General features: G+C 34.0%; 13 protein-coding genes. 4 read left to right on the forward strand and 9 right to left on the reverse strand.

Features of this window, described 5'->3' with window-relative positions; all coding sequences use genetic code 11:
• Positions 1 to 26: 26 nt before the first annotated feature.
• The 3 genes from H6G44_RS04550 to pbpC form a co-directional block, all read right to left on the reverse strand.
• Positions 27 to 725: a hypothetical protein gene (locus tag H6G44_RS04550; RefSeq protein WP_190385823.1), complete on the reverse strand. Its 699-nt coding sequence runs from the start codon at positions 723 to 725 to the stop codon at positions 27 to 29.
• A gap of 318 nt (positions 726 to 1,043) precedes the next feature.
• On the reverse strand, positions 1,044 to 1,190 hold the full coding sequence (locus H6G44_RS04555) for a hypothetical protein (protein WP_190385822.1): 147 nt from the start codon (positions 1,188 to 1,190) through the stop codon (positions 1,044 to 1,046).
• A gap of 116 nt (positions 1,191 to 1,306) precedes the next feature.
• The gene (gene pbpC, locus H6G44_RS04560) at positions 1,307 to 3,658 is read right to left on the reverse strand and encodes a penicillin-binding protein 1C (protein ID WP_190385821.1); all 2,352 of its coding nucleotides are present in this window, start codon (positions 3,656 to 3,658) and stop codon (positions 1,307 to 1,309) included.
• A 136-nt stretch (positions 3,659 to 3,794) separates the two neighbouring features.
• Between pbpC and H6G44_RS04565 the strand changes: the two genes are divergently transcribed.
• Positions 3,795 to 9,503, forward strand: a complete 5,709-nt coding sequence (locus tag H6G44_RS04565) for an alpha-2-macroglobulin family protein (RefSeq protein ID WP_190385820.1) — start codon at positions 3,795 to 3,797, stop codon at positions 9,501 to 9,503.
• A gap of 31 nt (positions 9,504 to 9,534) precedes the next feature.
• Here the strand turns inward: H6G44_RS04565 and H6G44_RS04570 are convergent, their stop codons facing one another.
• The 3 genes from H6G44_RS04570 to H6G44_RS04580 form a co-directional block, all read right to left on the reverse strand.
• Positions 9,535 to 10,578 (reverse strand): ComEC/Rec2 family competence protein, encoded by a 1,044-nt coding sequence (locus H6G44_RS04570; RefSeq protein WP_190382589.1) that lies wholly within the window; start codon positions 10,576 to 10,578, stop codon positions 9,535 to 9,537.
• A complete protein-coding gene (locus H6G44_RS04575; RefSeq protein ID WP_190385819.1) occupies positions 10,575 to 13,340 on the reverse strand; it encodes an N-6 DNA methylase in 2,766 nt (921 codons plus the stop codon). The genes H6G44_RS04570 and H6G44_RS04575 overlap by 4 nt, the downstream gene beginning before the upstream one ends.
• 332 nt (positions 13,341 to 13,672) lie before the next feature.
• A complete protein-coding gene (locus H6G44_RS04580) occupies positions 13,673 to 14,560 on the reverse strand; it encodes a hypothetical protein (protein WP_190385818.1) in 888 nt (295 codons plus the stop codon).
• A gap of 210 nt (positions 14,561 to 14,770) precedes the next feature.
• Between H6G44_RS04580 and recJ the strand changes: the two genes are divergently transcribed.
• Positions 14,771 to 16,816: a single-stranded-DNA-specific exonuclease RecJ gene (recJ, locus tag H6G44_RS04585; protein ID WP_190385817.1), complete on the forward strand. Its 2,046-nt coding sequence runs from the start codon at positions 14,771 to 14,773 to the stop codon at positions 16,814 to 16,816.
• A 94-nt stretch (positions 16,817 to 16,910) separates the two neighbouring features.
• On the opposite strand, the gene psb30 is transcribed toward recJ, so the two are convergent.
• Complete coding sequence (gene psb30, locus H6G44_RS04590; protein WP_190385816.1) at positions 16,911 to 17,030, reverse strand: photosystem II reaction center protein Ycf12/Psb30; 120 nt, start codon at positions 17,028 to 17,030, stop codon at positions 16,911 to 16,913.
• Between the two features lie 165 nt (positions 17,031 to 17,195).
• Between psb30 and H6G44_RS04595 the strand changes: the two genes are divergently transcribed.
• Positions 17,196 to 17,546 carry a YkgJ family cysteine cluster protein gene (locus H6G44_RS04595; protein WP_190385815.1) on the forward strand — a complete coding sequence of 117 codons (351 nt, stop codon included), beginning with the start codon at positions 17,196 to 17,198 and terminating at the stop codon, positions 17,544 to 17,546.
• 89 nt (positions 17,547 to 17,635) lie between these two features.
• On the opposite strand, the gene H6G44_RS04600 is transcribed toward H6G44_RS04595, so the two are convergent.
• Together H6G44_RS04600 and H6G44_RS04605 are read right to left on the reverse strand one after the other, a co-directional pair.
• Entirely contained in the window at positions 17,636 to 18,367 is a 732-nt protein-coding gene (locus H6G44_RS04600; protein WP_190385814.1) for a hypothetical protein, read from the reverse strand.
• Complete coding sequence (locus H6G44_RS04605) at positions 18,364 to 19,530, reverse strand: AAA family ATPase (RefSeq protein ID WP_242031676.1); 1,167 nt, start codon at positions 19,528 to 19,530, stop codon at positions 18,364 to 18,366. Before H6G44_RS04605 ends, H6G44_RS04600 begins: the two co-directional genes overlap by 4 nt.
• Before the next feature lie 440 nt (positions 19,531 to 19,970).
• On the opposite strand from H6G44_RS04605, the gene H6G44_RS04610 reads away from it, so the two are divergent.
• Positions 19,971 to 20,339: a TMEM165/GDT1 family protein gene (locus H6G44_RS04610; RefSeq protein WP_190385813.1), complete on the forward strand. Its 369-nt coding sequence runs from the start codon at positions 19,971 to 19,973 to the stop codon at positions 20,337 to 20,339.
• The last annotated feature ends 8 nt before the right edge of the window (positions 20,340 to 20,347 follow it).

Raw genomic sequence — 20,347 nt, forward strand, 5'->3', positions numbered from 1 at the left:
CATGAAAATCGCAAGACTCAGATAGATTACTTTTTATTCCAAGGTAAAGCGTAAGTCCAAGGGATTTTTTTAATAGTAAAAGGACAATTAATAATTGACACTGGAGGAACATTTATTCCCGGTGCAATACCGGCTCTGATTTCTGAAATTCGCAATACAAGTTGTAAGGAAAATTCTAAATTTTTTTTGCCATCTAAAAAGTCTTTATATAACTTTTTATTCCCTTTAACTCCCGCTACATTAATTAAAGGTGAGGCTGGTTTATAGACTCCTGATTCTTTATCTCTTTGAAAAACATCTTCTGTAGTGACATTTTCAGAAATTGTCTTTTTAGGAGCAATAATTGTCGGCACTTGGGGTATAGCTAAATCGCGGGTTAAATCAGGAGATTTGCGAATTACTCGCCGCGACTGCTTGCTATGTTCAACCACAAAAGAACTATTATCCCAGTCAATATATACAGCAATACTGTCTGATTTATTTTCAATACTCATGGATAATTCTTTGAGATCATTTTGTACTTTATCTAAACCATAAGTACCTGTTTTAAAGGAAATACCCACTGTATCTTGGAGGTTTTGTTCTTTTAATTGATTATCAACAGCACCTTTTTGGAAATCAACTTTTACTATATCGTCTATAGATGCAATCATGCGATTGATTGTCCAATAGACGGTAAGTATATAAATCATCAAAATAATCAGATTTTGGTCGCCATTTTGCATTTTTATAACCCTGATTTTCTACCAATTGACAAATGGTAACATAATCTGAACTATGATTTGTCCGATTTCTTTAATTTTTGTAATAAAGTTATGTAGTGTGATTGTATATGATTTTCTTAAGTGTAACTCTAAATCATAAGAGTCATCCAAATTATCTCTATATTTTTACCCCGGCTTACCCTACCTTATTTGATTATTGTCTAAACTGTAATTAATTGGATTATTTTGATTAAATGATTACGATAATTAAATCATGATAATCACCAAAATCACTACAAATTATAGTTCAGACAGATGCAGTAAAAACCATCTCATAAATTAACTCGCGTGTTCCCAGTCGCTAAGTAATTCAGACTGTTGATTTTGAGTTTTAGTTTTGCGAATTGGTACTTTAGGAGTACCAATATCAGCAGGAGGAAATGACTGTTTCTGTTTACTAGATTTGCGTTCTTGTGTATTGTTCATAAATATTTTCATTTGCTGGAAATGTTTAAACCTATTTACATTATCAGGTTTTATTTATCAGATTCCGGATAAAAATTAAGGTGATCATAAAAAATTTATCAATATATAACATTTTATTATTTAGTGGGATCTACTACAGAAAATCCTCGTTTTTTAGGTTGGATATTTGCTAATTTTACTTGAAAGTTTATTTGGTCATACATCTTACTAACTCTGGCTTCTAGCTTCCAATTACCAGGTTGTAAATGCCAAAATATCCCATTATTTGATTGTGTAGATAAATGTTGATCATTTAGCCACCAATCTACAGACTGATTTAATGTTCCACTAACTTTAAATTCTAGTTTTTGTTGTTCTTCTCCAGCAGGATACAGCAGAAATAAATCTCCATTATGAGGAGAGATAATTCGGAAATTATCAGGATTAAAATACAATTGTGGCTCTTTTTCTAACCATTGATCATACATAGGTGATAAATGGAAATCCGTAGATTTTTCATAAGCAATTCTATCTTTTAAAGAGAAATATTCCTGAACTACTGAAGTACAACTAGGTGTAGGTTTTGACCCTGTATTTGCACAAATGGGTAATTTTATCATGTCTGCTGGAGGTGGAAAATCAGCCGGGGGTTGATGTTCATGCAGATGTAACATGATTCTATTCCACAAAGGTGCAGCCCCTGTGACACCAGAAACCTTACGCATGGGTTCACCGTTAAAATTACCCACCCAAGTAGCCACAGTATAATCACTACTAAAACCAACTGTCCAGGTATCACGATAATTAGAGGAAGTGCCAGTTTTAACAGCGACAGGAAAGGGCAAATTTAACACTGAGTCTACACCAAAAGCTGTGGATCTGGCATAGCGATCGCTTAACATATCAATAATTAATTGCCAATAATTGGAAACTAAAGATTGAGAATTGGCAATTGTGGCAATATTTAATGAAGTTATCAATGGTGTGATTTTACCCATATTTGCTATAGTTAAATAGGCTCTAGCTAGTTCCCACAAATTTACTTCACCACTGCCCAAAGTTAAACCTAAACCGTAATATTCAGCACTTTGATTTAAATGTGAAAATCCTAACTCATGCAACCGATTTAAGAAAGTTTCTACCCCCACTTTTTCTAATACCTTTACCGCAGGTACATTTAAAGAATTGGCTAAAGCAATTCTGACTCTTACTGAACCTAAAAAGCTATTAGTATAATCTGTGGGACTATATAATTTTTCTCCTGGAATTGCATAATGAGTAGGCACATCTGGCAAAATACTATGAGGACTAATTACTCCCTTTTCTAAACCTAATTCATACACAAATGGCTTTAATGTAGAACCTGGTTGACGTAAAGCTTGAACTCCATCATTTCGCCCTAATTCCACTTCATTAAAATAATCAGGGGAACCGACATAACTTAAAACCTCCCCAGTGGAGTTGTCAATTATTACCACTGCTGCATCATGGACATGATTAGCCTTTAAAGAGGAAATTACTTGTTGTACTTGTGCTTCCACAAATTGCTGTAAAGGGCGATTTATCGTGGTGCGGATAGGTGATGATTCTGAGTTAGATGTATTGTTTTTTGTTGCTAACCAAAATAAAAAATGTGGTGCAGCAATAATTCCCTGTTGACGGGGTTTAAATACTAATTTTTCTTTAGATATAAGTTCTGCTTCTTCGTTAGAAATATATTTTTCTGCTACCATTCTATTTAAAACATACTTCTGTCTTTGTTGTAATCTTTCTCGATTTTGATAAGGATTAAAGTAAGTAGGATTATTAGGAATTGCTGCTAAAATAGAAGCTTGGGCTAAGTTTAAATCACTAGCAGGAATAGAAAAGTAAATTCGCGCCGCAGCTTCAACACCATAAATATTTCCACCCATAGGTAGACGATTAATATAAGCAGTAAGAATTTCATCTTTAGTCATTCCCGCAGCTAATCGCCAAGATAGCCAAATCTCTTTTAATTTTGCGGTAATAGTTCGGGGTGAATTATCCAACATTCTCGCCAATTGCATGGTAATTGTGGAAGCACCAGAAATGATTTTTTTATTCTCAATTGCTACTTTTATCGCCCGAAAAATTGCTTTTAAGTCTAATGCCCCATGTTGATAAAAACTACTATCTTCAGCAGCTAAAATTGCTTTAATAAATTGGGGTGAAACTTGATTTAATTTGATAATTGATGTATTTTCTTGATTAGTGGTTAATACAGTTCCTAATGGTAAATTATTACGATCTGTAAACTCTATGGCTAATTGATGCTGGGCAATGTCTATACTATGAATAGGTGCAAAATAAGGGCATAATCTTATTAGTAAACAGATGAAAATGGAAGAGAAAATAACTTTATTTAATTTGTGGTTGGGGTTTATCTGCAATTTATATGATTTTACCTCACGCAGAGATGCTAAGATGCGGAGAGTAAGAGTTTTGAGGAAATGAGTTAGTAAATTCATAATAATGTTAAGAATTGTGTGCTTTTTGGGAAATTGTCACGCTAGATTAGTTATCTATATATCATTCCTGTTTTTTAATCGAACCACAGAGACACAGAGAACACGGAGGAAGAGAGTTGTTTACATTTTATTTAATATGATGATTAGAAAAATCTTTAAGTTCCTGGTTATTTTTACTCTCGTATTCGGAATGACTAATTGTCATTTTATTGGTATAAGATCGGACAACGGAAAATTACCAACTGTTGAATCATTAATAACACCAAAATTACCAGATTGGATAGAACAAATCAGTCCTTTGGGAAATGCAAAACCTACCAGTCAAATTCGTATCCGCTTTAAACAAGCTTTAATACCTGTGGAAAGTTTGGATAGTCCCCAACAGCAAAATTTATTAACTAAATTTGCCATTTGGCCACCTTTACCTGGACAATTTCGCTTTTTAACTCCGCGTATGGTTGGTTTCCAAGCTGATAAAGCTATACCGAAAGCGACGCGAGTTAAAGTTACTCTCAAAGCTGGTTTAGCAGATTTAAAAAATCATCGGTTAAATCAAGATTTGGCTTGGACTTTTAATACTGAATCTATTCAAATTACTAATTTATCAGGAGTTAACCCGATTGAAAAAGTCCCGGTTGAACCAATTGATTTACAACCAAAGTTGCAATTTACTTCAAATTTAGAATTAGATTTAGATTCTGTACAAAAGCATTTACAGTTAATTCCTGAAGGTAAAACTCAAGGTGTAGGTTTTAAGGTGGAATTAGCGAAGGAGGAAACACCAGAAAATTTAGATCCTTTAGAGAAGTTTGATCCTTCAAGCCGAAATTGGGTTTATAATCTTACTCCTGGGCAAAATTTAAAAAAAGCTACATCTTATCGTTTAAAATTTTCTCGTGGTCTTCTTCCTGCTAATGGTAATTTACCTAGTGAAAAAGAATTTGTGAGTAAATTAGCGACTTATTCACCTTTGAAATTTGTGGGAATTAAACCCTATGGAGAACCAGATTCTGGGGGAACTTATGGCAGATTTATTAAAGGTAGTCCCCAGTTAGAATTTAATAACATTTTATTAGTAGATTCTGTTAAAGACAATATTAAAATTAATCCAGTACCTAAAAATATTGATAGTGTACTGCAAATTTCCCAGGAAGATAGAATTGTCACCATTAATCCTTATACGTTAGAACCAGCTACTACTTACACAATTAATATTGAGAGAAATCTTAAAGATAAATTTGGGCAAACTTTGGGTAAACCAGTCACAATTAAATATGATACTGGTGATATAGCTGGGAATATTTCTCTACCCTCAGATTTGAATATTTTTCCTACAGATAAAGATCTACAAATTAATATTGATACAATTAATTTGCCAGAATCAAAATATCAAGCAGCTTATCGAATTGTTAAACCGACAGATTTAGTTTATACAAATAGTGCTAATGATTTATTACCCCAACCTTCTAAATGGCAATATTTTAAAATTAGGAGTCAGCAAAATCAATCATTAAATATCAATGTTCCCCTGAAAGAAAAATTAGGGAATAGTCAAGGAATGTTAGCTTATGGAGTGCAAGCACGAACTCATAAATATGAAGAGGACGGTAAACAATTGTGGAAAGAACCAATAACTTATGGAATTGTACAATTAACAAATTTAGGTGTATTTTCTCAATGGTTTCCACAGTCGGGTTTAATTCGAGTTCATCATTTGAGTGACGGTTTACCAGTAAAAGCTGCAAATATTGAAGTTTATCAATCAAAATTATCTGAAAAATCTCGTCCTCAACCTCTACCTTGTCTAACTGGAAAAACTGATGAAAAAGGAGTTTTGATAATTGATAATAATCAGTTAAAACAATGTTATCCTCAATCAGATTCTAGTCTACCACAATTATTAGTAATTGCCAGTGAAAATCAAGATTGGGCGTTTACGAGAACGGAAGAATATAGTGGTGCTTATGATTATGGAATTGATGCTGGTTGGGAAACTAATAAACCAGAATCAAGAGGTGTAATCTTTTCTGATAGAAAGTTATATCAACCAGGAGAGAAAGCCGCTTTTACTGCTTTTGCAGATTATTTAGAAAAGGGTAAAATTCAAGAAGATAAAAATTCAGTTTATCAATTAATTTTAGTTAATCCTAATGGACAAAATACAGATTTAGGAACGAAGAAAACTAATGAATTTAGTACATTTTCTTTAGAGTTACCAATTTCTAAAAATCAGCCTTTAGGGTTTTATAATATTCAAGCTAAAGGTAAAAATGGAAAAGAAATTTCTGGAGAGTTTCGAGTAGCAGAATTTAAACCACCTAATTTTAAAGTTGATTTACAGCTAAATAAAAAATTTGCAGTAATTGATGATAAAATTGATGTCCAGGTGGGAAGTAATTATTTATTTGGTTCACCCGTAGAAGGGGGAGAAGCTAAATATTTTGTTACTCGTCAACAAAGTAATTTTATCCCTAAAGGTTGGGAAGAATTTAGTTTTGGGAGACAATGGTTTTGGCCGGAAGAAAGTCCAAATGTTTCTAATGATGTTTTACAAACTAACACCAAATTAGATACTAATGGTAAAAGTAGTCAAACTTTAACTGTAACTAAAGATTTACCTTACCCTATGACTTATCGGGTAGATATCGAAATTAGTGATATTTCTAATTTATCCGTTGCTAATTCTCAAACTTTTACCGCTTTACCCAGTAACCGAATTATTGGGTTAAAAAGTAATTTTGTAGCTGACGCTGGTAAGGATTTTCCTGTAGAATTTATTGTCACTGACCCTACTGGAAAAATATTAGAAAATCAACGGGTAAATCTGGAATTACAACAGATGAAATATAGCAGCGTCACCAAAATTGTTGAAGGTAGTAAAACCCCACAAAATCAAGTTGAATATAAGACAGTTGGGAAAACATATATTATATCTAGGAATATTCCCCAAACAGTCAATTTAAAGCCTACGGTATCAGGTTCATATCGAATTCGTGCTAATTTTAGTGATAGCAAAGATGACATTACAGCCACAGATTTACAAATTTGGGTAACAGGAGAAAATCAAGTATTTTGGGGTGGAGAAGAAAAAGACAAATTAGAAGTTAAATTAAACAAAAAAGAGTTTAAAATTGGAGAAACTGCTACAGCTTTAATTCAATCTCCCTACCCAGAAGGAGAATTATATTTTGCAGTAATTAAAGATAAACCTCTCTATCAACAAGTAATCAAAATTAAAGGAGGTGCGCCCCAAATTCAATTTACAGTTACACCAGAAATGTTACCTAATGCAGCAGTAGAAGCAGTATTAGTCAGACAAGGTAAACCACTAAATCAAGTAGGACTAGAAAGATTAGAAAATTTAGCTAAAATTGGTTTTACAGCTTTTAAAGTTGACTTAGCAGATAAATATTTAAAGGTACAAGTTAACCCAGTTGAAAAATCTTTAGAACCTGGAAAGGAAGCTACAGTAGAATTAGAATTAAAAGATGATCAAGGAAACCCCACTAAAGGACAATTTACTGTCATAGTGGTGAATGAAGCCGTATTACAATTAACTGGTTATCGTCCGCCAAATTTAGTAGATACTGTTTACGCAGAACAACCAATTTCTACCCGATTTAGTGATAATCGTCGTGATGTTAAATTAGTCCCATTACTGACAAGTTTACCCAAGGGTTGGGGTTATGGTGGTGGCTTATCGAATGCGTTAGCAAATACTCGTATTCGTGAAGATTTTCAAGCTTTAGCTTATTACAATGGTTCGGTAATTAGTGATGAAAATGGTAAAGCCAAAATCACCTTTAAATTACCCGATAATTTAACAACTTGGCGGATAATGGTAGTGGCTACAGATGGAAATTTGCGGTTTGGGAATGGTGACGCAACATTTATAACTACAAAACCATTAATAACTAATGCTATTCTACCACAATTTGCCCGCACAGGCGATCGCATTTTGGCAGGTTTATCCGTCACCAACACCACCACCAACACCGGAAATTTAAATATTAATGGTGAACTTAGCGGTTCTCTCAACTTCGCCGAAAATAATCCCAAAACCACGACATTACAGCCAAAAGCCGAGTCATTAACCCAAGCTTATCGTTTCCCAATCATAGCGGGTAATGTGGGCGAAGGTAAAGTTAAATTTACCACAGAATTAAATAATAATGTTGATGCTTTCACTGTCCCGTTGGAAATTAAACCCTTAGAAATTACCGAACAAGTTGTAGAAACTAGTGTTAGTGAAAAACAGGTAAAAATTCCGGTGAATATTGCTAAAAATACCTTCCGCGAAGTTGGAGGTTTAGATATTCAATTAGCTAGTACCTTAATTCCCGCAATTAAAGCCCCTGCAAAACAAGTTTTAGAAAATAATGATTTACCATTTGCAGAAACAGCCGCCAGTCAATTATTAATTGCTGCAAATCTGCAAAATCTCACCCAAAAATATCATCAAACATTTGCCGAATTTAATCCTCAAGCACAAGCAAAAATAGCAATTAAGGAATTACAAAAATTGCAAATAGCAGATGGTGGTTTTGCAGCATTTCCAGGACAAGAAAAATCAGATCCTTGGGTTTCTAGTTATGCTGGAGAATCTTTAGTTATAGCTAATCAAAGTTTTCCTGATTTAGTTGATAGTAAAATCATTTCTAGTCTCAAAACTTATTTACAAAATGTTCTTGCTAACCCTGGACAATTCGACTTTTGTAAACAGAAACTTTGTAAATCTCAACTACAATTAAATTCTTTAATTACCTTAGCACAATTAGGAGATAAACGCAATAGTTTCTTATCAGATATTTATCAAAAACGCAATGATTTTGATCTGGTTACTCAAATCAAATTAGCCAGATATCTATATCAATTTCCTGAATGGCAAAATCAAGCCCAAATTATGCGGGTGGAGTTCCAAAAGAATATCTATGAAACTGGACGTACCGCAGTTCTAAACTTACCCAAAACTTGGAGTTGGATGAGTTCAAATACTGTCACCCAAGCCCAAGCTTTACGGTTATTTATTGACCAAAAAACCAACCCAGAAATTATTGATAAATTACTGCAAAGTCTTCTCAACTTACGCAGAGAAGGGACATGGGAATCTAGTTATAATAACGCACAGGCATTCACAGCTTTAGTTGCATATAGCCAAAATCAACCCACACCTCCTAATTTTATGACTACGGTAAAATTAGCAAATCAGAAATTAGGAGAAACCCGTTTTAATGGCTATCAAAATCCTAGCTTACAAATAAATATTCCCATGAATCAATTACCTCAAGGTAAAAGTGATTTATGGCTACAAAAATCTGGAACAGGTAAATTACATTATTTAGTAGCTTACAAATATCGTTTACAAGGAAATCAACCAGGGAGATTTAACGGTTTACGAGTAACGCGAGAAATTAGTAAAGTTAATGAAGAGAAAACTATTCAAAAAACCGGAATGTATGCTTTTGATAAACCATTAACCTTACAACCTGGACAAGTATTTGATATTGGTTTAGAAGTAATTACAGATCATCCTGTAGATCATGTAGTCATAAAAGACCCATTACCCGCAGGTTTTGAAGCAGTAGATGATAGTTTTCAAACAGCGACACCAGCATTACAAGCAAAAGCCGATAATTGGCAATTAGGATATAAAACAATCCATAAAGATCGGATTATTTCCTATGCAGATCATCTAGAACCAGGAGTTTACAGTTTCCATTATTTAGTTCGTTCCGTTACCCCAGGAACATTTATTTGGCCAGGTGCGGAAGTACATCTTCAATATGCACCAGAAGAGTTTGGACGCAGTGCAGACTCTACTTTGGTGTTGGAGGAAAGAAAGTAATACTTTTATTCAAAATTCAAAATTCTTATAACTATTTAGATAATGTACCAACATCAACAAGACCTTTACACGCTGGGTATTTTAATGTGGAAATTACATTTTCATGGTCTGTCTCAGTTTTCAATTGCCATTTTCCAGAAGTTTCTGCAAGAATGGTAATTTCCCCTGCACATAATTGCTGTTTTGCTAAACCTGATTTTTTCATAGTTGAAATATCGCTTGCTGAGTGAACACAGGTTCGAGTAACTTCTGTACAAGCAAATTTGTTTAATCGCTTAGAATCATCATTTTGTAGATTTATCAATAAGTTAAACAATTCTGGAACAACATGACCATGTCCATTAGTGCTACCTACAGATAAAACGGCTATTTCTGCATTAATAGTTTCCAATAATTGCTTCAAATCATCCCCATTCTTTGGATATGCTCCATGATGAGGAATTTTAACAACGTTAGATGTAAGTTCATCTGGTTTACAAATATCTACACATTCTTTCAATCCTACATTTTCAATATCGGCAAGTAATATTGCAGCAAAATCACCATAAATGACCCGCAGAACCAGAGAAATTTCGTTAAGTTTGGTGTGAGAGTTTGCTAAATGCTTTTCAATAAATAATTGTCTTGGATGTAAAACGTGAATTTCTAAATTTCCCTGTGTATATGAGTTTGAATCACGTGAAGCTGGAATAAAGCGAATACGTCCCAGTCTATCCCAATCATCAAGACGATTTAAAGCCAATTCTAATCTGTCATATTTAGGGCTTGTTCGTCTATAAGCTATTAATTTCTCAAATGAGATTTTATAAAAAGAGTGAGGAAGACAAAATGTTTCTACTTCTCCCTGTTTTAACCAAATATCAAGAAACTCTACAAGCTTGACTAGCGGTGGAAGATGATCATCATGTGCATGAGTAATATAAATTCGCTTAATATTTTTTTTATTTTTATCTTGAAGCCATTTCTGTAACAAGCGTGGTTTCCCGATATCAACAACAACTGCTGAATCACTGTTATCACATATAACAATACAATCTGCATTACCTACAGGTAAAAAGGCAATTTCACAGGTCATAAACGCTCCTCCATACTGTCTATTCTTAGCTTTTGTTTTAATTCTTCATTAGTTAGGTATGGATAAGGTGTATGGCGAAAACGCCTAATTGCCCAAGGATGTGCTGAAAGTTGTTCAAATGTCTCTACATCTTCACTGAGTTCAGCTTCAAAAACTGTACCATCAAGCGCCCAACCAGGCATTTCTGGAAGAATAGGAAGCCATGCTTCTTCATCATCATCTAACAAACCACTTAAATAAAGAAGAATTTGGCTATTATCTTGAGAAATCTCTAAAACTTGACCAATCACAGTTAATGTCGGCTTTGTTTGTTCTGATTTCCATAATTCTAATTCTGGAGGTTCTCCAGTCCGTTTAATTTCTATCCAATGAGGATTTCCATAAGATTCTTCTACAATTTCATTTAATTGAATTCGTAGATTATCTGGTTCAGGAATGTCAAGATGTTTTTGATCTCTCTCAATAATTTGACGGGTAATTTTAATTATTCGCGGATCTATTTTCTGAGGTAAGAGAAGTTTACATAACTCATCACTTGTTATTTCATGTGTTTTGCGTCCAATTAAAGATAGTGAATTGGCAATTTTAGATGATAGAATACCCAACAACCATAATCTTTGATCTTCATAAGTTAGCTGATTCCATTCTTGTACAAATTTTTGATTATCAGGTAGTTGAGGAGATTTTCCAGCTTGTTGTGCAGGAAGAACACAAAATATATTATTGTCAGGACAAAGACCTGTAGTATCTAATTGAGCAGCGAGAGGATATAACGAACCTCTATTTACTTTACGACCAACAAAAATTTTTGGTAAATCAAAAAGTGGTTCGTATTTTAATCTGGCACTTGAAAGATATTCTCTTCCATATCTAATCCAGCGTTCATCTTCACTAACTTCTTTTGGATTTGCCCAAAGTCTATCTGTATCCCGCCACTTCATACGCCAGTTTCTCTTACATTGAGTATTTGGTGGACATTGATTAAGCGGTTTATACTTTTTACTAGGAGTTACTCCATTAAAAACAAAAAACAGATCTCCTAATGCTATGGTGGGAACATTAATATTTATTGATGGGGTTGTCAGTGATTCCCAATTTTCAGAATCAGAATTTAACTGTGATATCCATGTTGCACCAAGGAAACCACCATCACGACATTCGGGAATACTAACTTGAGAAAAAATTGCTTTTCCAGCTAGAGAAATTTTTATTTTTGGTTTACCTACACTTCCTAAAATTATACATACATCTTGTTTAGCATCAATACCAATATTCCCCGCCGGAAGTTGCCAAACTTCAAAAATTTGGCAATTATCAGTTAATAAACTACGTGCATTTGGGATGCCATGAGTTGTACTTGACAAAAAAGATTGAGGTAATACAAAAGCAAATTGAGAATCTTTTTCTAGCCAGCTTAATGCTTTTTCTATAAATTTTGCAGCCCGTTGAGTATTACCATCCTCTGCAAAAGGAGGATTAGCAATAATAACACGCGGCTTAATACCCATATTTCCTTTGTTTAAGTCATTATAATTTTCATGGGTAAAATGCTCAGGAAAAGGAAATGGAATACCTTGACCTAGTGATTCTCTTGCTAGGGTATATCGTAATTGTGTTACTAAATCCGCATATTGATCTAAATCATTACCCACTACATGATTCGCAAGATAAGATTTTCTTGCTTCTAAATTTTCAGGAATATCAGACATTCCTGCTAGACGTGATGTAGCAGCTAATAGCAAACTACCTGAACCAGCAGCCGGATCAAAAATTATTCGTTCTTCTGGACGTAACCTTTCTAAAGGTAATAATTCCAGCATTTTTTCAGCGATCGCTATTGGAGTATAATGTCGCTGTAAATCAGTCCATTGTTTACCTTCAATCTCACTAGGTAATTCTTTAATAGCTCGTTCATACAGCAATCCCACATCTCGATGATCTACCAGTGCAAAACTAACTCGACTACCTAAGTTAGCTCCTAAATGCTGTAATATTCCGTCGCTAAGATGAGGTATTGACTCCTCCAGTGCTTTTTTGAAAAAACCATTAGCACGAGGTACTGTAAGATTAAGTAAAACACGAGGATCATCGGTAGGAATCCGTGATTCAGAACCAAAAAAGCCTTTATCTTCTAAAATTCTTGCTGCTAAAAATGCGATCGCTACACGAATTCCATGACCTGCTATTTCGTTACGAGAAGATATTTTACTTTTTGAATTTCTCCTTTTAGGAATACCAATTTCTGTAAGCACCTCTTGAATTGCTGTTTGAAATGCTTGATCTAATTCGGCTCTTTGTCGCAGAAGAAAAGAAAAACTTCGTTCTGAAACAGATTCTTCAATATCTGCTAATGTTAGCTGACCAGTACGAAATTCTGCCAGTGCTTTTGGTTTAAATAAGTGGCTATCTTGTCTAGTTAGTTCTAAATATAGAGAGTCACGATCTATAATCCGTTCTTCTAACTTGCCAGATGGAGTGTAATATTGAAGTATATAAATTTCATCTGAGACTAACAACCCTGCGCGAATAGGCCAATAACGTAATTTCTGTTTCCATGCGTTTATTTCTGATTCATGAACAGATTGAACCATGAAAGACAAGTTATTAGAATTTGGACGAAGACCATAATCTGTCCATAGAGCATCTACAGGTATGGGTTGCTCATTGCTCTGCGCTGACGGGATACGCACACGACGGTGTGGTTCTATACCCCACACCCGATGAGCGATTTCAATTACATTATCCAGTCCCCGTACAGCCATTTCAAAGTTATGTTTATTAAGTAAATTAAGTCAGGAATTATCTGATTGTCTTATTTGTAAGGAAAAACAACCTTTCGCTAGTATAATAGAATTTTTCAAAAAAAGCAATGCCTTTTGTGTTCATTTAGCATCTTGAAAAGAGTAAAGTTGCTAGTCTAAGTTATTAAGTATTACAGATGATAGCTGTGGTGATAAAGATTAGTAGTATAAATAATGAAACAAGTCGTAAAAAATAAGAGATTAGCCAAAATTTTCCAATATTTTGACTATCCCTTCAGTCTAGCTATTTTATGAGATTTTATTCTCGTTTCTTTACCTAATGAACAAAAACCTTACTGTACAATCTGATTCCGACAATATTCTTGCGTCGGTGTCACCGAAACAACTTCCACTTCTACAGGTTTTTCTGGAGTAGGGTTAATAATAAACTCACTTGGTCCTTGATGCGGTTTTAGAGGATTTCCCCAGTCATAAGTGTAACCTAAACCAGACCAAGGATAATATTCTTTTTTAGCATTGGTGTAGGAATTGGTGTATATTGCCTTCATTACAGGACTACTATCAGGAACAGGTAAAGGTAAAAGATTACAACTAGAATCGTTAATTTCTCCATCAATACATGGTCTAGTTAAATCTTCCGCTTTTACCCACATTTCCACAAAATGGGTTTTCGTAGAATACTTATTTAATATTAACCCCAAATACTGTTGTAATCTCAATGATAGTTCAACATTATCAGGAATAGTGCTATCAATGGCTTGATATTTTTGACAAAATTCTTGAACTTGTGGTACTGCGGTAAACCAAGTTTGATAAGGTAGCAATTTCTTTGCACCTATTGGCCAATCTGTACTTGGGTTACTTGTATATTTCCAAGTTGACATCAAATATTCTACTTTACCATTATTTTCTCTCGATTTTACCTGGGGATTATTTGGAGATAAAGCCCAAAGATTATTAACTACTTCATCTGCTAATGGTTGTTTCGCATCTTCAATACTATCTGCTAATGTTTTTGTTAGCAAATTATAAGTTTCTGGTTGATATTGCAATAGATAGTCATAGACATTTTGGGTTACTTCTAATTGGGCTAATTCTGCTTTGGAAATTGGAATATTATTACTAGTAATTCCTGCTGCTAATACTCTATTTTGCGACCCGAAAACTAAAAAGACACAACAAAGTAAGCCTACAAATAATTTGTGCTGCCAATTTCTCATGATTAATCACTTCGTACTGGGAATTTTGTATCAAAAAAGATTATACATGAAGATGCTATCGGTTTTGTCGTAAGAATTGTTAATAAATCATTAAAAATACTGAATTATGTATTATAGATATAGAACTAATATGTGATTTAAAAAAGATCCTTAGGTTGTGTTGACAACGGTATAACGCACCATAATCAATGAAAAAGACGGAAATTGGCAATGAACAATAACCAATCAATTAGACGCTTACCCAATCAACGTTGGCAAATTGCAGCAACAAATCCCGAAGCTAGTTTAACATTAGCAAATTTAATGAATATTTCCCCCATTATTAGTCAATTGTTAATTAATCGGGGCATGGAAACACCAGAAAATGCAAAAATATTTTTAGATCCTGAATCGTTAAATTTACCTTCGCCTCTGGAAGAATTTCCTGATTTAGCCGCAAGTGTGGAATTATTAGAAATAGCGATCGCTAATCAAGATAAAATAGCTATTTGTGGTGACTATGATGCAGATGGTATGACTAGCACTGCCTTACTACTTCGCAGTTTACGCGCATTAGGTGCTAATGTTGATTATGCTATCCCCAGTCGAATGCACGATGGTTATGGCATTAATAACCGCATTGTTGAAGAATTTCACAATGAAGGAGTGAAATTAATTCTCACCGTAGATAACGGAATTTCGGCTTTTGAACCAATTAATAAAGCCAGAGAATTGGGTTTAAAAGTTATTATCACAGATCATCATGATATCCCTCAAATCTTACCCCCAGCCAACGCAATTCTTAACCCAAAATTAATAGCTGAATCTTCCCCTTATCGGGGTGTAGCTGGTGTGGGTGTCGCTTATATTTTAGCAGTTTGTTTAGCACAACAATTAGGAGAATTGAAAGGTTTAGTTCAACCGCTGTTAGCTTTATTTACTTTAGGAACTATTGCCGATTTAGCCCCTTTAACTGGTGTGAATCGTCGCTGGGTAAAAAGAGGTTTAAATATATTACCAAAATCTACTTTACCAGGGATACAAGCATTAATTAAAATTGCCGGAGTTCAAGCTAGTGAAGGAGAAAAAAACCAAAATTCTAAATCTTTAAAACCAGAAGATATTGGCTTTCGATTGGGACCAAGAATTAATGCTATCGGTAGAATAGGTGATCCCCAAATTGTCATTGATTTACTCACAACTGATGATTTTAATATTGCACTAGCCAAAGCTATTCAATGTGAAGAAACTAATATTCAACGTCAACAAATGTGCGAAGAAATTGAAAAAGAAGCCATTTCTATTGTTGAAAATTTATATGTAAACTCTTTACAAAAAGATAGGTTATTAGTTGTTATTAAAGATAATTGGCATCATGGAGTTATTGGTATTGTTGCTTCTCGATTGTTAGAACGTTATGGTGTTCCCGTCTTTATTGGAACTTACGAAAATGAAGACATAATTCGGGGTTCAGCCCGGGGAATTCCAGAATTTCATGTATTTGCAGCTTTAGATACTTGTCGGGATTTATTAGGTAAATTTGGAGGACACAAAGCAGCGGGAGGATTTTCTTTACGAGCAGAAAATTTACCAGAATTTAGGTTACGGTTATCTGCATTTGCAAATCATTGTCTGGAAATTCAACACCTTAAACCGCTGTTGAAAATAGATACTCAAGTTAATATTCACGAAATTAATCAGGATCTTTTTCAACAGTTAAATATTCTTCATCCTTGTGGTATTGATAACTCAGATCCAATTTTTTGGACTCCTAATATTCAAGTAATTGAACAGAAAATTGTTGGGAAAGGTCACATCAAATTAACTGTATCCCAAACTATTGACAATCAGCGTCAGGAAATTAAGGGTATAGCATGGCGTTGGGGTGATTATTTTCCCTTACCATCAAGATTAGATATTGCTTACAAACTGAGGGAAAATAACTTTAATGGTAAAACTACCATTGAGATGGAGTTAATAGGTGCAAAACTCCCAAATCATGTTGTGGAACTTTTCACTAATTCATCAAAACTATCACGGGCTAGTTTTGAATATAAACAGCATCAATACACCTGTGGAATCTATGAAAATGGTATCAGTAGGGAATTAAGAGTAAAAAATTCTGAAGGTAAAGTTTTGGTCATGCGACCAGAAAATAAATTCGGTCTTTTAGGTTTCAACCGCGACAATGCGGAACAGGTAAATTTATCTCAACCCATCTATGAGGGAATAATTCAAACTGCTATTCAGGCTTTGTCCGCTTTTGCGACAAACTAAAGATTATTATCTTTATTAAACTTGTCTTCAACGGGTAATTGGTGATTAGACAAAGCATTACCAATTACCAATTACCAATTACCAATTACCCAATTTACAGGTTGCCGTTGCGAAATGCTAGAAGAAAGATTACTACAGGACCTGAAATCACAATTAGTCCCAAGCAAGTCAACTGTAAGACAACTTCCCAATTGATGTTAGCTAAAACGTCCATTTTTTCCTCCCAATGGTTTTATGGTTTAAAAAGATTTAATAATTCAATGTCCAAACCCGCAACTTATCATATCTGTTTAGGGGATCTAAAATTTAATTTACTTCACAAAATTATAGAAAAAGTCATAAAAAAGTAAAATAGCAGGAATACTAAAAGGTTAAAAATATGGCTACTTGGCAATGTATATCTCAGTGTGGTGCTTGCTGTAACTTAACACCAGCAGATCGTCCAGATATAGAAGAGTATCTTTCACCACCAGATTTAGAACTTTATCTCAGTATGGTGGGTGAGGGGGGATGGTGCGTAAATTATGATCACGGTACGCGGGAATGTAAAATTTATTCTACCCGTCCCCGGTTTTGTCGTGTTCAAGCAGAGACTTTTGAGGAAATGTATGGTATTGAAGCGGAAGATGTAAACGATTTTGCGATTGATTGCTGTCGTCAGCAGATTGAGGGAGTTTATGGCGATCGCAGTTTGGAACAAATCCGCTTTGATCAAGCTGTGGGTTTTTGATTTAATTCATATAATTATTCTCTCATTGTGTTTTTGAGCGCAGTAATCAATGAGAGATTCACTTTCATGTACCTAAATTGTGCTACTGCTTACAAAGTTTCTATACTATCCCATATATCTAACAATAATTTCAAGCTAGATAAATGATTCATTGATTCACATTGCTTTTTTAACGCGTCTAGATACTTTTTACCCTCTACAACCTTTGGATTTTTCTTGCTATAAAACAAACCAAACTGTCCGAGATATTCTTGTAGATAGTGTTTATGAAATCGCGCTTTTGTGCTAAAAGTACGTCCAGTTGGACAGCAGGACATTTCTTCAGGATCATTGACTAAAACATCATAATATGCTTGAAAATCTGATAGAATTGTGGAACTTCTAAGTAAAGGATATTCGTTAGGAATTTCTGCATTACCTAATGCCCAAGTTTCAAAACAGCAATGCTGAATTATTATGTGAATCTCTGTTTTTGAACTATCTATATTGTAGCCAGATTTGAGTTCATCAAGTTTAGATTTAAGTTCATGAAAACGAGCAGTATAAGAATGTTCTTCAGAGTCAATACATATAAAAAAATGGTTGACATTACCGAATTTTTCTATATCAATTAGACAAGCTTCCAGTCGAGAAACTTCTGAATTGTTATTCTGTCTATCAACCATACTCGGATAGCCATTACCTGCAATAATTCGATAAGTATTCATTGTCATATCTTCAGGTCTAACAACAAAAGTTAAGCTAGGAAATAAATGTTGTAACCATGCTTTATATACTTTTGGTTCAGTCTTGCCCCCCTCTACTAAAAATAAAAGATTCACGCAGAAAATTCCTCACTATCAAGTAAATTAATTAATTGAGTAAACTTATCTAAGCTAGAAGCTGTATCAAGTGCTGGAATATCAGAAGCTTTTTTAACTCTGACTTTATTTCCAGATTTACTAACTATTTGCCAAGTTTTCCAAGGAATATTATTGATAATATATGGATGATGGCTAGTAAGTATAAACTGTACATCTGGAGATTTATCAAGGAGAAAATCTGTTAGTTCAGCCATACAATTAATTCCTAAACTATTCTCAAATTCATCAATTAAAATTACTGATTCTTTAGGAGCGGAAATTACTTCAATTAAAAAAATTAAAGTACGAAACATACCAGATGAAATTCGCTGTTGAGGAATCCAGTCTTCTAAACCATTTTCTTGAATTTCAAAGAATAGCAGAAAATCACCATCTGAATCTCTTTTACTACTAACTCTCACATCTTTTAATTCTGGAAAAATATCAATATAATACTCTTTAATTTCATTGAAAAGATGTGGGAAAAATTTCTGCAAACAAAAAGCCTTCAGGACTGGTGGATCACCAGCAAAATATTCTTGGAAATCGTAAGCATTTAGTTTTATTTCATCTAATAACTCCATTTTTGCAGGATCATAACCAAGTCCAATCATCCATTTTTGACGAGTTTCAAAATTGAATATTAATTGCTTAAATGCTTGACGAACTGGAATAATCAAATCTTCTTCTGACAGAAGAGTAATTGCACTTTCAGTTCTTTTCAATTTAGGCAATTTTTCGTTATTGAATTTTGAATCTAAGCCACTGCGGAGAAGTATCTCTATTTCAGAATCATCATCATATCGAACTAATTTTTCATAAACAATTTCAGTCTGTTCTGATTCATTTAGGTTTATAAATATTTCTTCATTTTTAATTGAGGAACTTTTTAACTCCCACCTATAATTTTGTCCTAAATGAGAGAAATTAATACTCCATTCCAAATCATCTAGGTTACGATTTCTACCTTTTGCAATATCACAAATTAAATTAAGTGCCTTTAAAATTCTTGTCTTTCCAACTCCAGAACCACCGACAAGTAAATTTAGATCCTCAAATTTAACTTCCTCAATGTGCCAATTTTCTTTATTGTTACTAAATTTAAAACTCTGTATTTTCATACTTCTTACTTTTCTTAACAAATAATTATATAGAGAATCTAAAAGAACTTTTTATATGAATATCTTTAATTCGCTCTATATCGGACATTTTAGCACTCAAAGTTATGATCAGAGATTTTATTTTAGATTACTTTTTAATATCATTAATTAAGCGTATATTCTCATCAATAATCTTTACAGCACTTCCCGGTCTTATGAGGCACATATCTAGCTGGCAAGATGCCCGCACCACAATAGTTTCATGATTCAACTTTGTACCTTATCAGAGCAGAAAAGGCTGTATGTAAAAAATACTATTTACTTAATTGTCTTTTAATAAGTATAGGCAGAGCGATCGCAGTTTAGAAATTATCCGTTTTGATCAAGCTGTCGGTTTTTGATTTAATTAGGTTGCAATTTATGACAAAAATATGAGAAAATGGAAGGAATACAAAAACAACCACGAGACAAAAATAACGATTGTGAAACTTGATACTCCACCAGTCAGCACTCCTAACTTATCCGCAACAGAAAATCGGTCACATCATACTAAGGATAGTCCCAAAACTAAAACATCCGTATTGATGGTCTTTGGGACAACCTTTATCACGATTTTTCTCGCAGAAATTGGTGATAAAACCCAACTTTCCACCCTATTAATGAGTGCAGAATCCCATGCACCTTGGGTAGTTTTTCTTGGTTCTGGAGTAGCATTAATTACTACTAGTTTACTAGGAGTATTATTAGGTGGTTGGATATCCACAAAACTTAGTCCTAGAACCGTGGAAAAATCAGCGGGGGTAATGTTACTAATGATTTCCCTGATGTTGGTATGGGATATCATTAAATGATAAAACTC

Origin of the sequence: Aphanizomenon flos-aquae FACHB-1287 (genome assembly GCF_014698755.1) — a bacterium.
Lineage (GTDB): Bacteria > Cyanobacteriota > Cyanobacteriia > Cyanobacteriales > Nostocaceae > Dolichospermum > Dolichospermum flosaquae.